The sequence below is a fragment of the Pseudomonas sp. PDM24 genome (assembly GCF_019218905.1).
GTDB lineage: Bacteria > Pseudomonadota > Gammaproteobacteria > Pseudomonadales > Pseudomonadaceae > Aquipseudomonas.
In genome coordinates, this window is the sequence record NZ_JAHUWR010000004.1 from 383539 (window position 1) to 397748 (window position 14210).

Annotated in this window: 9 protein-coding genes and 2 tRNA genes; 7 read left to right on the top strand and 4 right to left on the bottom strand. The window is 59.9% G+C overall.

The features are described 5' to 3' along the window. The first annotated feature begins 51 nt into the window (after positions 1-51). The 5 genes from hflK to KW837_RS16285 all read left to right on the top strand — a co-directional run bounded on the left by hflK (position 52) and on the right by KW837_RS16285 (position 7029). Positions 52-1224: an FtsH protease activity modulator HflK gene (hflK, locus tag KW837_RS16265; protein ID WP_192345971.1), complete on the top strand. Its 1173-nt coding sequence runs from the start codon at positions 52-54 to the stop codon at positions 1222-1224. Continuing rightward, positions 1224-2093: a protease modulator HflC gene (hflC, locus tag KW837_RS16270; protein WP_123499847.1), complete on the top strand. Its 870-nt coding sequence runs from the start codon at positions 1224-1226 to the stop codon at positions 2091-2093. Before hflK ends, hflC begins: the two co-directional genes overlap by 1 nt. 317 nt (positions 2094-2410) lie before the next feature. Then, positions 2411-3598, top strand: a complete 1188-nt coding sequence (locus KW837_RS16275) for an ATP phosphoribosyltransferase regulatory subunit (RefSeq protein WP_008068877.1) — start codon at positions 2411-2413, stop codon at positions 3596-3598. 54 nt (positions 3599-3652) lie between these two features. Next, entirely contained in the window at positions 3653-4945 is a 1293-nt protein-coding gene (locus KW837_RS16280) for an adenylosuccinate synthase (RefSeq protein WP_008068879.1), read from the top strand. Between the two features lie 149 nt (positions 4946-5094). Then, positions 5095-7029 (top strand): methyl-accepting chemotaxis protein, encoded by a 1935-nt coding sequence (locus KW837_RS16285; protein WP_218397202.1) that lies wholly within the window; start codon positions 5095-5097, stop codon positions 7027-7029. Between the two features lie 96 nt (positions 7030-7125). Here KW837_RS16285 and KW837_RS16290 read toward each other — a convergent pair whose 3' ends face one another. The 4 genes from KW837_RS16290 to KW837_RS16305 form a co-directional block, all read right to left on the bottom strand. Beyond that, positions 7126-8691: an iron ABC transporter permease gene (locus KW837_RS16290; protein ID WP_218397204.1), complete on the bottom strand. Its 1566-nt coding sequence runs from the start codon at positions 8689-8691 to the stop codon at positions 7126-7128. Further along, positions 8691-9701 (bottom strand): iron ABC transporter substrate-binding protein, encoded by a 1011-nt coding sequence (locus tag KW837_RS16295; protein WP_218397206.1) that lies wholly within the window; start codon positions 9699-9701, stop codon positions 8691-8693. Before KW837_RS16295 ends, KW837_RS16290 begins: the two co-directional genes overlap by 1 nt. 335 nt (positions 9702-10036) lie before the next feature. Beyond that, positions 10037-10123 (bottom strand) — tRNA-Leu (locus KW837_RS16300). Between the two features lie 165 nt (positions 10124-10288). Further along, positions 10289-10375: transfer RNA gene (locus KW837_RS16305), tRNA-Leu, on the bottom strand. 226 nt (positions 10376-10601) lie between these two features. Here KW837_RS16305 and rnr point away from each other — a divergent pair. Next, positions 10602-13241: a ribonuclease R gene (gene rnr / locus KW837_RS16310; RefSeq protein WP_218397208.1), complete on the top strand. Its 2640-nt coding sequence runs from the start codon at positions 10602-10604 to the stop codon at positions 13239-13241. Continuing rightward, positions 13238-13999 (top strand): 23S rRNA (guanosine(2251)-2'-O)-methyltransferase RlmB, encoded by a 762-nt coding sequence (rlmB, locus tag KW837_RS16315; RefSeq protein ID WP_218397210.1) that lies wholly within the window; start codon positions 13238-13240, stop codon positions 13997-13999. The genes rnr and rlmB overlap by 4 nt, the downstream gene beginning before the upstream one ends. Positions 14000-14210 lie beyond the last annotated feature (211 nt).

Consider the following 14210-nt stretch of genomic DNA (forward strand, 5'->3'; position numbering starts at 1 on the left):
ATTGGTCGGCGCGCCGTGGGTGCGTCTTTGCTTTATCAGATGGAGAGCGCTATGGCTTGGAATGAGCCGGGTGGCAACTCGAATAATCAGGATCCTTGGGGTGGCAAGCGCCGCAATAACGGCGACCGCAAGGGACCACCGGATCTCGACGAGGCCTTCCGAAAGCTGCAGGAAAGCCTGAACGGGTTGTTCGGTGGTGGTAAAAAACGCGGTGACGAGGGCAGTCGCCCGGGCAAGAGTGGCGGCTTCGGCGGCCTGCTCGGCATCGGCCTGGTCGTGCTGGCGGCTGTGTGGCTGTACAGCGCTGTCTACGTGGTCGACGAGCAGGAGCAAGCCGTAGTGCTGCGCTTCGGCAAGTACTATGAAACCGTCGGCCCGGGCCTGAACATCTATTTCCCGCCGATCGATCGCAAGTACATGGAAAACGTCACGCGTGAGCGTGCCTATACCAAGCAGGGTCAAATGCTGACCGAAGACGAAAACATCGTCGAAGTGCCGCTGACCGTGCAGTACAAGATCAGCAATCTGCAAGACTTCGTGCTGAACGTCGATCAGCCGGAAATCAGCCTGCAACATGCAACCGACAGTGCCTTGCGTCACGTGGTGGGTTCTACCGCCATGGATCAGGTGCTGACCGAAGGTCGTGAGCTGATGGCCAGCGAAATCAAGGAGCGTCTGCAACGCTTCCTCGATACCTACCGCACCGGTATCACCGTCACCCAGGTCAACGTACAGAGCGCAGCTGCACCGCGTGAAGTCCAGGAAGCCTTCGATGACGTGATCCGCGCCCGTGAAGACGAGCAGCGTTCGCGAAACCAGGCTGAAACCTACGCCAACGGCGTCGTGCCGGAAGCCCGTGGTCAGGCCCAGCGCATTCTCGAGGATGCCAACGGTTACCGCGACGAGACCGTCTCCCGCGCCAAGGGTGAGGCTGATCGCTTCACCAAGCTGGTGGCCGAGTATCGCAAGGCCCCTGAAGTCACCCGTCAGCGTCTGTATCTGGACACCATGCAGGAAATCTTCAGCAACACCAGCAAGGTTCTCGTGACCGGCAACAAGGATGGCCAGAACAATCTGCTGTACTTGCCGCTGGACAAGATGATTGACAGTGGTCGCAGCCCCGGCGCTCCGGTGACCGGTGCGGCAGCCAGCAGCAATGAAGTGAATGCGCGTGCGGCAGCTGATCTGCAGCAACAGCAAGCACGTACCAGGGAGAGTCGCTGATGAGCAATAAATCGCTGATCGCCCTTATTATCGGCGTCGTCGTGGCGATCGTTGCCTGGAACTGCTTCTACATCGTGGCTCAGACCGAGCGCGCGGTGATGCTGCAGTTCGGTCGCGTGGTCCAGACCGATGTTCAGCCGGGCCTGCACATGAAAGTGCCTTACGTGAACAAGGTGCGCAAATTCGACGCGCGCCTGATGACACTGGATGCACCGACGCAACGCTTCCTGACGCTGGAAAAGAAAGCCGTAATGGTCGATGCCTACGCCAAATGGCGCGTGAAAGATGCCGAGCGCTTCTACACCGCGACTTCCGGCCTCAAGCAGATTGCCGACGAGCGTCTTTCCCGTCGTCTGGAATCGGGCCTGCGTGACCAGTTCGGTAAGCGCACCCTGCACGAAGTAGTGTCCGGTGAGCGTGATGCGCTGATGGCTGACATCACCAACTCGCTGAACAAGATGGCGGAAAAAGAACTGGGCATCGAAGTTGTCGATGTCCGGGTCAAAACCATCGACCTGCCGAAGGAAGTGAACCGCAGCGTGTTCGAACGTATGAGCACCGAGCGTGAGCGTGAAGCTCGCGAGCACCGCGCCAAGGGTAACGAGCTGGCTGAAGGCATCCGTGCCGACGCCGACCGTCAACGCCGTGTGCTGCTGGCTGAAGCCTATCGTGAATCTGAAGAGGTTCGCGGTGACGGTGATGCCCAGGCTGCTGCGATCTACTCCAAGGCATACGGTCAGGATCAGGAGTTCTACGCGTTCTACCGTAGCCTGCGTGCCTACCGTGAAAGCTTCGCGAACAAATCCGACGTCATGGTCCTGGACCCGGGCAGCGACTTCTTCCGTTACCTGGAAAAAGCCAAGCCTTGATACGGCGTTGACCTGAATCATCCCCCGCCTGGCGGCTAAAACCTCGGGCGGGGTGATCCTTTGGGAAAACGTGTGTATGATGCGGCAGCCGGGAAATTCCCGGCTTTTTTGCGTCTGCACGTTTGATTGCTGTTTTTATGCAGGCGCCCGAGTTGAATGACTCGACAGGTTTTTCGAGGAAAGTGGTTGGCGAAGCCGGTTTCAGGCTTTTCGCCCCGTTGTCCATGCGCGCGGTTTGTGCGCATGGGCCGATCATTTTCTGCTTCACTCAAGGCTCGCCCAAAGGCTTGTCGCCCGGATCATAGGGGAATGGCGTAATGGCAACGGTAGACCGCTGGCTGCTGCCAGATGGCATCGAAGAAGTACTGCCACCAGAAGCTGCGCGCATCGAAATAGCGCGTCGCCAGGTGTTGGATCTGTTCCAGAGCTGGGGTTACGAGTTTGTCGTGACTCCCCATATCGAGTACCTGGAATCCCTGCTGACTGGTGCGGGCTCAGACCTCGATCTGCGTACCTTCAAGGTCATCGACCCGCAGTCGGGCCGGCAGATGGGTTTCCGTGCCGACATCACGCCGCAAGTGGCGCGCATCGATGCGCATACCCTGCGTCGCGAAGGGCCGAGCCGTCTGTGTTATGCCGGCAGCGTGCTGCACGCTCAGCCACGTGCCTTGTCGTCCTCGCGCAGCCCGATTCAACTGGGCGCCGAGTTGTACGGCGATGCCAGCCCGAGCAGCGACGTGGAAGTCATCAGCCTGATGCTGGCCATGCTGCAACTGGCCGATGTGCCAGATGTGCACATGGACCTCGGCCATGTCGGCATCTACCGCGGCCTGGCCCGCGCCGCCGGTTTGTCCGGCGAAGTCGAGCAACAGTTGTTCGATGCGTTGCAACGTAAAGCCATCGACGAGGTCATTACCTTGACCGAAGGCCTGCCTGCCGATCTGTCGGGCATGCTGCGAGCGCTGGTCGACCTGTGTGGCGGTCGTGAAGTGTTGAGCGCAGCGCGCGAGCGTCTGGCCAATGCGCCGGCGCCCGTGCTGGCGGCCCTGGACGATCTGCTGGCAATTGCCGAGCGTCTGTCCACGCGTTTCCCGGAATTACCGCTGTATTTCGACCTGGGCGAGTTGCGCGGCTACCACTACCACACCGGTGTAGTGTTCGCCGTGTTCGTCCCGGGTGTTGGCCAGTCCATTGCTCAGGGCGGTCGTTACGACGACATCGGCGCCGACTTCGGTCGTGCCCGTCCGGCGACTGGTTTCTCTACCGATTTGAAAACCCTGGTGACCCTGGGGCGTGCTGAAATCGAGCTACCGTCTGGCGGTATCTGGATGCCTGACAGTACGGATGCAGCACTCTGGCAGCAGGTTTGCCAGTTGCGCAGTGAGGGTCAGCGTGTCGTTCAGGCATTGCCTGGGCAGCTTTTGGCCGCCGCCCGTGAAGCGGACTGCGACCGGCAATTGATTCAGCAGAACGGGCTTTGGCAAGTATTGCCGCTGGCTTCTTGAGTTTTCCTGCCGGCCGCCGCCGGCACCAAGTTTGCGCGAATGAGGACAAGTGTTATGGGTAAGAATGTCGTAGTCCTGGGCACCCAATGGGGTGATGAGGGCAAAGGCAAGATCGTTGATCTGCTGACCGAACATGCTGCCGCCGTAGTGCGCTACCAAGGTGGTCACAACGCTGGCCACACCCTGGTGATCGACGGCGAAAAAACCGTCTTGCACCTGATTCCGTCGGGCGTGCTGCGCGAAGGCGTGCAGTGCCTGATCGGTAACGGCGTGGTGGTTGCACCCGACGCCCTGCTGCGGGAAATCATCAAGCTGGAAGAGAAAGGCGTACCGGTGCGCGAGCGCCTGCGTATCAGCCCGTCCTGCCCGCTGATCCTGTCCTACCACGTAGCGCTGGACCAGGCCCGTGAAAAGGCCCGTGGCGAGCTGAAGATCGGTACTACCGGTCGCGGCATCGGCCCGGCTTACGAAGACAAGGTTGCCCGTCGCGGTCTGCGCATCGGTGACCTGTTCCATCGCGAGCGTTTCGCCGCCAAGCTGGGCGAGTTGCTGGATTACCACAACTTCGTACTGGTCAATTACTACAAAGAACCGGCAATCGACTTCCAGAAAACACTCGACGAGTGCATGGAATACGCCGAGCTGCTCAAGCCGATGATGGTCGACGTCACCGCTGAACTGCACGAGCTGCGTCGCGCTGGCAAAGACATCATGTTCGAAGGCGCCCAAGGCTCCCTGCTGGACATCGACCACGGCACCTACCCGTACGTCACCAGCTCCAACACCACCGCGGGCGGCATCGCCACCGGTTCGGGTTTTGGCCCGATGTACCTGGATTACATCCTCGGCATCACCAAGGCTTACACCACTCGCGTGGGTTCGGGTCCATTCCCGACTGAACTGTTCGACGACGTCGGTGCTTTCCTGGCCAAGCGTGGCCATGAGTTCGGCGCTACTACCGGCCGTGCTCGTCGTTGCGGCTGGTTCGACGCCGTCATCCTGCGTCGCGCCATCGACGTCAACAGCATTTCGGGCCTGTGCCTGACCAAGCTGGACGTACTGGACGGTCTGGAAACCATCAACATCTGCGTGGGCTACAAGAATCAGGACGGTGCAGTGATCGACGCACCGACTGACGCCGACAGCTACATTGGCCTGGAGCCGGTGTACGAGCAAATGCCAGGCTGGACCGAATCCACCGTCGGTGCCAAGACCCTGGAAGAGCTGCCTCAGGCTGCACGCAACTACATCAAACGCGTCGAAGAGTTGGTCGGTGCTCCGATCGACATTATTTCGACGGGCCCGGACCGCAACGAAACCATCGTTCTGCGTCACCCGTTCGCTTAATAAGTCGTTGATGTAAAACACAAAGGCCCCTTAATTGGGGCCTTTGTCGTTTATGCCTGTCGAACGGCATGACCTTTGCTGTGAACATTGAAAAAGCATCGTTTCTGACGTGCTATCAATTTGATGGCGTCAAAGCAGAGGGATTTTCAGTGTCGGCCGTTCTCTCACTGTTACAAAGCCGTCTCTTGCGGCCCGTGTTCGTTACCCTAGGTATCGCCCTTTTGGTGCAGGTGCTGGTAGCTGTCGCTCTGACCCGGAGCACAGTGACTGCGCTGGAAGCTGATTTGGGTATGCGGTTGGACGCCGATAGCCAAAAGCTCTCTGGTGAGCTTGAGCAGGCAGGTCGTGAAGTCACGTCGAGCCTGGATAGCCTGTCCACCAGTACCCGTCAGCGCCTGACGGCCGGGCTGTCTTCGCGTCTGAAGGACGAACAGGCGCAATTGCGTACGACGCTGGAGACGGACCTGAAGGATTCGGCCAACGACATGGCGCAGCTTCTGGCTTCGGTCGCACCTCGCGCCATGTGGGACAGCGACATTCCTACCCTGTCCGAATTCGCTCGCCGTGCCCAGCGTAATCCCAACGTTTTGTTCGTGGTCTACGACGACGCCACGGGCCAGCACCTGACGCGCTACCTCAACCGGGAGAACCCGATCAACAAGGCGCTTCTGGAAAAAGGTCAGGGCGAGCGGGCGCTGGACAAGGTACTGGATGCGGCGAAGAACGATCCGTCGGTCTACTACCTTGAAGCCTCGATCAACCCCAATGGGGTGGAGATCGGCAAGGTGTTGATGGGCGTCTCGACCGCCTCCGTGGAAACCGATGTGGCGGCGCTGGACAAGCGATTCTCGGCGCTGATCGCCAGCAGCGATCAACTGGTGGGTGACAGCCTCAAAGGTGCGGCAGCTGACAGCGCGACGGCGATGCGCGGGCGCCTGCAATCGGCACAGTCCACCGCCACTGAAATGAAAGCCAATACCACCACTGCCGTGCAGGAAGCTGCGGGGACTTTACGCTGGCGCATCGGCATGGGCCTGGCGCTGGTAGGTTTTGGTGTGCTGCTGTTGCTGGCGGTGGTGCTGGGTCGTCGAGTGGTCAATCGCTTGAAGCTGCTGATCGCTGCCATGGATGACCTGGCAGCGGGTGAGGGCGATCTGACCAAGCGTGTGCAGATCAACAGCCAGGATGAGATTGGCGACATGGCCTCGGCGGTCAATCGCTTTGTGGATAAGTTGCAGCCGATCGTGCGGGAGGCGGGCGATGTGGCCCAGCGTACCGGCGTGGAAATCGGTGCCATGACCCTGCGCAATGCCGGCGCCGATGCCGCGGCGGGCATGCAGCGCGATGAAGTGGCCGAAAGCTTGCGCGCGTTGTCGCAAATGGCTGATGAAGCTCAGTCTGAAAGCCACGCCATGCAGGCCGCTTTGCAGCAGGTGGTGGGCATTCGTCAGGCCACGGATGAAAACACTCGGACCTCGGCGAAAGTTGGCAGTCTCATTGAGGCATTGGCCGGACAAGTCGACACCGGTGCGAAAGTCATCGAGCGCCTGGCGCAGCAGAGTGAGCAGATTGAAGTGGTGCTGACGGTGATTCACGGGATCGCCGAACAAACCAACTTGCTGGCGTTGAACGCGGCCATTGAGGCGGCGCGTGCCGGTGAGACCGGTCGCGGGTTTGCCGTGGTGGCGGATGAGGTGCGGGCACTGGCGAGCAAGACTCAGAGCTCAACCGGCGACATTCAGGCTCACATTGTTGCGTTGCAGCAGGGCGCGCGAGAGGCTGTTGCGGCAATCGGCCAGGCTGGACGTCAGGCCAGCGAAGGTTTGTTGGTGTTGCGCGACAGTGCGCGGTTGCAGCAGTCGGTGCAGGCGTCGGTCGAGCAGGTGCATGCGGCGATTGGTCTGGCGACACAGGCTGCGGCGCATCAGGCGCAAGGTGCGCAGGCCGTGCGTGGGCGGGTTGAGACCATTCATGCTCAAGCCGAAAAGGCTGCTCAGGCGGTGGTGGAAACCACGGCCAGTGGCAAGGTACTGGATGGCTTGGCGGCGCAGTTGAAAGCTAGCTTGGGGCAGTTCAGGGCTTAAGTTTTTTGTCTGCAAGTCTGACGCCTTCGCGGGCAAGCCTCGCTCCTACAGGGGTTGCGCAATCCTTGTAGGAGCGAGGCTTGCCCGCGAAGCTTTTCAACGGCTCAAATACATCCGCGTCGTCAGCAAGTAAACCGGCAACCCCGACACCACTATCAACAACGCCGCATAAGGCGCCGCCGCCGCAAACTCCACATTCGCGGTATGCGCCCAGACTTCCGTCGCCAGGGTATTCAGTCCGGTGGGACTCAGCAGCAGCGTCGCCGTCAGCTCCTTCATCGCATCCAGAAACACCAGCGCAAAGGCTGCCCCCAAGGCAGGGAAGATGATCGGCAGCGTCACTCGACAAAACGCGCTGAAGGACGACGCTCCCAGCGTGCGTGCGGCCTCTTCCAGTTGCGGTGCTGCCTTGTTCAGCGCCGTACGAATCGGTGCCTGCGCCAGCGGCAGAAACAACAGTGCATAAGCAATCAGCAGCAGCGCTGAGGTCTGGTACAGCACCGGCACATAATGCAGGGCGAAATACACCAGAGTCAGCGCAATCACCAATCCAGGCAGCGCATGCAGCAGATACGGCAGGCGCTCGGCCCAGATTGCCAGTCGCCCTTTATGGCGCACCACCAGCAATCCCACCGGTACCGCCAGCACCAGGCACAGCGCCGCACCACCGAGAGACAGCGCCAGAGATGACAACAACGCCTCGCTGATCGCGGCGACCGGGAACGCCGCCGACGAACCCACCATCAGCCAGTACGCCAGCATCCCCAGCGGAATGCCGCTGCCGATGATCGCCAGCAGCAGGCAGTAAAGCTGCCCGACAGTCGTCCATGGCCCCAGGCGAACCTGTTGCGCCTGCCGCGCCGCGCCCTGGCCGGTGCGCACATGTCGGCCCTTGCCACGCACGCGTAGCTCCAGCCATAGCAGCACCAGACACAGCGCCAACAGCACCGCCGAGAGCATCGCGGCGTTAGCGTTGCTGAATTCCAGCTCGAACTGTTGGTAGATCGCTGTCGTGAAAGTCTGCAGCCCTATGATCGACAGCGCGCCGAACTCCACCAGCATGTGCAGCGCAATCAGCAGCGAACCGGCCAGCAGTGATGGCCAGAGCAAAGGCAGGGTGATTTTTAAGAACACGCCCCAGCGATTCTGCCCCAGGGTTCGTGCGGACTCCTCCAGGGACGGATCGAGATTGCGCAGGGTTGCCGCCACTGGCAGAAAAATCAGCGGGTATTTGGACAGGGTCATCACCAGAATCGCGCCGCCTAGCCCTTCGAAGTGAGCGCTCAGCGAGACCCAGGTGAAGCTGCTGACAAACGCCGGCACCGCGAACGGCAGGCACAGGATCACGCCCCATAGCCGTCGCCCCGGCAGATTGCTGCGTTCCAGCAACCAGGCGAGCGACAGGCCAATCACGCCGCAGGCCAGGGTGACGCCCACCATCAGCGCCAGCGTATTACGCAGCAGGCCAAACACGTAAGGTCGCCACAGCAGATGCAGCGCCTCGGCCCAGCCTGCTTGCCAGGTTTTGAGGCCGACATAAGCCAGTGGCAACAGGCTGAGCACCACCAGCAGCAAAACCGGCAGCAACAACCAGATCGACGGCCGCTTGCGCCGTGGCACGTAGCCCCCGCGCAAGGCGGGGGCAGATAACGATGCGCTCATCAGTTCAGGCCAACGTCACGTTCCAGGTCCAGGGCTTCTTCGGCGTTGCCGAGATCGGCGGGCGTGACGTTCGGTGCTTGCAGTTCGCTGAACGGCTTGAGGCCGCGATCCGATTCCATGCCTTTGTGCAGCGGGTATTCGGCGGTGGTCTGGGTGATCACGCGCTGACCTTCTTCGCTGGCCATGTAGGCGAGGAATTGCTGGGCTTCTTTTGGATGTTTGCTGGATTTCAGTACAGCGGCGCTGGAAACGGTGATCAACCCGCCGACGTCGCCGCCGGTGAAGTAATGCAGTTTCGAATCGAGCTGGCCTTTTTCACGCTGCAAGGCGAACCAGTAGTAATTGTTCACCAGTACGGAGGCGACTTCGCCGTTTTCCACAGCCTTCAGCGCGACCATGTTGTTGCTGTAGGTCTTGCCGAATGCACGCAGGCCGGTGAGCCATTCTTCGGCGGCGTCCATGCCGTGGACTTTAATGATCGCCACGGCCTGTTCCTGGAATGCGCCGCTGGTGGGCACGAAGCCGACTTTGCCTTGCCATTTCGGATCGGAGAATTCCATTACCGACTTGGGCAGGTCTTTTTCATCGATCAACTTGGGATTGAACGCAACCACGCGGACTCGCGCAGTGATACCGATCCAGGTGCCGTTGCCGGCGACGTAGTCCTTTGGCAGAACGGCGAGGGTGGCGGCGTCGGTTTTCGCCAGCAGTCCTTGTTCGCCGAGTTTGTTCAGTGGTGGGGATTCTTCGGTGTAAATCACATCGGCGGGGGAGCGATCACCTTCTTCGACGATCTGGCTGGCGAGCTGGTTGCTGCTGCCCTTGCGCACATTGACGTGAATCCCGGTCCTGGCTTCGAAGGCTTTGGCGACGGCATCGCCGACTTCCTTGTGTTGGCCGTTATAGAGTGTCAGGGAAACCGGATCGGCGGCTTGGGTGAGGGGAGTGGCGAGTGTCAGGCCGAGCAGGGTGATGGTCAGGCCGCGGCGCAGGGTATTTCGAAACATCATTCGCAGGGTTCCTCACTGTCGCATTGCAAAATCTTGCAACAATGATAAACGATATTGTTTCTCATGTGCGTCTTGCGGGTCTGAGGAGTGTTTGCTAGAGGGGCGGGGGCGAGTTTTTGTGGCGAGGGGGCTTGCTCCCGTTCGGCTGCGAAGCAGTCGTAAGTCCTGAGAGTGCGGTGTAACTATTGGAATGATGAGGAGCGCTTCGCACTCCAGCGGGAGCAAGCCCCCTCGCCACAGGGAAGTAATGGCTTGGGGTTTTCGAAAGCCAGAAACGCAAAAACCCGCTTTCGCGGGTTTCTGTGAAATTCAAGATCGAAACCTTGAATTTGAATTGGTGCCCAGAAGAAGACTCGAACTTCCACGACCTTGCGGTCACCAGCACCTGAAGCTGGCGTGTCTACCAATTTCACCATCTGGGCATAATCTTCAGCGTTGCCGCTGTTGATGTGGCGCACTATACGGAGAGCATTTTGATCTGTAAACCCCTGATTTAATTTTAATAAACCGGAAGCCTTAAATGCAAAAACCCGCTTTCGCGGGTTTTTGTGTGAGCCTTGAAATTGTTCTAATCTCAAGCTCGAAATTGGTGCCCAGAAGAAGACTCGAACTTCCACGACCTTGCGGTCACCAGCACCTGAAGCTGGCGTGTCTACCAATTTCACCATCTGGGCAGTATCGGCAGCGCGTGTGCGTCGTCGATGGCGCGCACTATACGGAGCGTCTTTTTAACTGTAAACCCCCGGCATCGAAAAAACCTGGAAAATTTCTCCAGTGGTATTCAAATCAGCTTTGCGATGTCGATAAAGGGCTTTAGATGGGCTGTCACAGCCTGAAATTTCCCGTTTCATTACGCCTATGCCAAACTAACCCGCATATAGACAAGGTGAAAACTCTCTAATGGCCGATTGGCAGTCCCTCGATCCCGAGGCCGCTCGTGAAGCGGAAAAATATGAAAACCCTATTCCTAGCCGCGAACTGATCCTTCAGCACCTTGCTGATCGAGGTTCGCCTGCTAACCGCGAGCAGCTGGTCGAAGAGTTTGGTCTGACCACAGAAGACCAGATCGAAGCCCTGCGTCGTCGCCTGCGCGCCATGGAGCGCGACGCTCAACTCATCTATACCCGTCGCGGCACCTATGCGCCGGTGGACAAGCTCGACCTGATCCTGGGCCGCATCAGCGGTCACCGTGACGGCTTCGGCTTTCTGGTCCCGGACGACGGCAGTGACGACCTGTTCATGAGCCCGGCGCAAATGCGTCTGGTGTTCGATGGCGACCGTGCCCTGGCGCGTGTTTCCGGCCTGGATCGTCGCGGTCGCCGTGAAGGCATGATCGTCGAAGTGGTGTCCCGTGCCCACGAGACCATCGTCGGTCGTTACTTCGAAGAGGGCGGTATCGGTTTCGTCGTCGCGGATAATCCTAAGATCCAGCAAGAAGTGCTGGTGACTCCGGGCCGTAACGCCAATGCCCAGATCGGTCAATTCGTCGAAGTGAAGATCACTCACTGGCCGACGCCACGCTTCCAGCCGCAAGGCGACGTGGTCGAAGTCGTGGGTAACTACATGGCGCCGGGCATGGAAATCGATGTCGCCCTGCGCACCTACGATATTCCTCACGTCTGGCCTGAAGCGGTGCTCAAGGAAGCCGCCAAGCTCAAGCCGGAAGTCGAAGAGAAAGACAAAGAGAAGCGCATCGACCTGCGCCATCTGCCGTTCGTGACCATCGACGGTGAAGATGCGCGCGACTTCGATGACGCGGTCTACTGCGAAGCCAAGCCGGGCAAGCTGCGCCTGTTCTCCGGTGGCTGGAAGTTGTACGTGGCGATTGCCGACGTTTCCAGCTACGTGAAAATCGGTTCGGCACTGGATAACGAATCCCAGGTTCGTGGCAACTCGGTGTACTTCCCCGAGCGCGTCGTGCCAATGCTGCCTGAGCAGCTGTCCAACGGCCTGTGCTCGCTGAACCCGCACGTCGATCGCCTGGCCATGGTCTGCGAGATGACCATCTCCAAATCCGGCGAAATGACTGACTACTGCTTCTACGAAGCGGTGATTCACTCCCACGCCCGCCTGACCTACAACAAGGTCAGCGCCATGCTGGAAACGCCGAAAGCTACCGAAGCGCGTCAGCTCCGTGGTGAGTACACCGACGTCCTGCCGCACCTCAAGCAGCTGTACTCACTGTACAAGGTGCTGCTGGCGGCCCGTCACGTGCGTGGCGCGATTGATTTCGAAACGCAGGAAACCCGGATCATCTTCGGCTCCGAGCGCAAGATCGCCGAAATCCGTCCGACCGTTCGCAATGACGCCCACAAGCTGATCGAGGAATGCATGCTGGCGGCCAACGTGGCCACTGCAGAGTTCCTGAAGAAGCACGAAATCCCTGCGCTGTATCGCGTCCACGATGGCCCGCCACCGGAGCGTCTGGAAAAACTGCGCGCTTTCCTTGGCGAGCTCGGTCTGTCCCTGCACAAAGGCAAGGATGGTCCGTCGCCGAAGGATTACCAGGCTTTGCTGGCGAGCATCAAGGACCGTCCGGATTTCCACCTGATCCAGACCGTCATGCTGCGTTCGTTGAGCCAAGCGGTGTACAGCGCTGATAACCAGGGCCACTTCGGCCTGAATTACGAAGCCTATACCCACTTCACTTCGCCGATTCGCCGCTACCCGGACTTGCTCACGCACCGGGCGATTCGCAGCGTCATCCATTCGAAAATGGACACCCCGCACGTTCGCCGTGCTGGCGCGATGACCATTCCGAAAGCGCGCATCTATCCGTACGATGAAGCGATCCTGGAGCAGCTCGGCGAGCAGTGCTCGATGAGCGAGCGCCGGGCCGACGAAGCCACCCGCGACGTGGTGAACTGGCTCAAGTGCGAGTTCATGAAAGACCGCGTGGGCGAATCGTTCCCGGGTGTGATCACCGCCGTGACCGGTTTTGGTCTGTTCGTCGAACTGACCGATATCTACGTCGAAGGCCTGGTGCACGTCACCGCGCTGCCGGGCGATTACTACCACTTCGACCCTGTACACCACCGCCTCGCCGGTGAGCGTACCGGTCGCAGCTTCCGCCTTGGCGACACCGTTGAAGTTCGCGTCATGCGCGTCGACCTCGACGAGCGCAAGATCGACTTCGAGATGGCTGAAAAAACCATCAGCGCGCCGATCGGCCGCAAGAAGCGTGGGGCTGAAACCGCTGCTCCGGCTGCCTCTTCTACAAAAACAGCCGCAGAACCGGCACCGGCGAAAACCGGCCGTCGTCCTGCCAGGGAAAAGGCTGTCGAAGCCTATCGCCCGAGCGATGCCGCGGCAAAAAATGCCGAGTTGCGCAAAAGTCGTGAACTGAAACAGGCGTTGCTGTCTGAAGCGAAAAGCGGCGGTAAAGCGGCGTCTGGGGGAAAGACCGGGCGGTCGGCGCCTGAGAAGGCCTCCGGCGGCAAACCAGCAAAACCGAGCAAACACCGTAAAGGCCCGCCAAAAGCGGGTTCCGCTCCAGCCGCCAGAAGCGGCGGGGCGCGTAAACCTAAGGCCAAGTCATGAGTCAGTTGGAAAAGATCTATGGCGTGCACGCTGTAGAAGCGTTGCTGCGTCACCATCCAAAACGCGTCAAGCAGATCTGGCTGGCTGAAGGCCGCAGTGATCCGCGGGTACAGACGCTGATCGAACTCGCTGCCGAAAATCGCGTAGCGGTCGGTCAGGCTGAGCGTCGTGAGCTGGATGCGTGGGTAGATGGCGTGCACCAGGGCGTGGTCGCGGACGTGAGTCCGAGTCAGGTCTGGGGCGAAGCGATGCTCGACGAATTGCTCGATCGTACCGAAGGCGCGCCGCTGTTGCTGGTGCTCGACGGCGTGACCGATCCGCACAACCTCGGTGCTTGCCTGCGTTCTGCCGATGCGGCGGGTGCGCTGGCGGTGATCGTGCCAAAGGACAAGTCAGCTACCCTGACCCCGACGGTACGGAAAGTCGCCTGCGGTGCGGCGGAAGTGATTCCGTTGGTGGCCGTGACCAACCTGGCGCGCACCCTGGAAAAACTCAAGCAACGTGGCTTGTGGGTTGTCGGTACGGCGGGCGAGGCTGAGCAGGATCTGTATCAGCAAGACCTGACCGGCCCGACCATCCTGATCATGGGCGCGGAAGGCAGCGGAATGCGTCGCCTGACTCGCGATCTTTGCGACTACCTGGTGCGTCTGCCGATGGCGGGCAGCGTCAGCAGTCTCAACGTTTCCGTGGCGACTGGAGTGTGCCTGTTCGAGGCCCTGCGTCAGCGTGGCGTCAAAGCTGCCAGCAAAAAGTCCTGATCCGACGCAGTCCTAATGTGGGAGCGGGCTTGCTCGCGAATACGGTCTGACATTCAACACTTGTGCTGAATGACACTCCGCTTTCGCGAGCAAGCCCGCTCCCACAATGATTTATGCCTGGCGACATTGGTGGTTGTTCAAATAATCACCAATTGCCTTGCGCCTCTCTTGTCCCTTCTCTACAATTGCGCCCCTTGCTGTGACGGCAGGC

Bases quoted from the DNA above. Each gene is read 5' to 3' on its own strand.
- hflK (WP_192345971.1), top strand. From the start codon at position 52: ATGGCTTGGAATGAGCCGGGTGGCAACTCGAATAATCAGGATCCTTGG.
- hflC (WP_123499847.1), top strand. From the start codon at position 1,224: ATGAGCAATAAATCGCTGATCGCCCTTATTATCGGCGTCGTCGTGGCG.
- KW837_RS16275 (WP_008068877.1), top strand. From the start codon at position 2,411: ATGGCAACGGTAGACCGCTGGCTGCTGCCAGATGGCATCGAAGAAGTA.
- KW837_RS16280 (WP_008068879.1), top strand. From the start codon at position 3,653: ATGGGTAAGAATGTCGTAGTCCTGGGCACCCAATGGGGTGATGAGGGC.
- KW837_RS16290 (WP_218397204.1), bottom strand. From the start codon at position 8,691: ATGAGCGCATCGTTATCTGCCCCCGCCTTGCGCGGGGGCTACGTGCCA.
- KW837_RS16295 (WP_218397206.1), bottom strand. From the start codon at position 9,701: ATGATGTTTCGAAATACCCTGCGCCGCGGCCTGACCATCACCCTGCTC.
- rnr (WP_218397208.1), top strand. From the start codon at position 10,602: ATGGCCGATTGGCAGTCCCTCGATCCCGAGGCCGCTCGTGAAGCGGAA.
- rlmB (WP_218397210.1), top strand. From the start codon at position 13,238: ATGAGTCAGTTGGAAAAGATCTATGGCGTGCACGCTGTAGAAGCGTTG.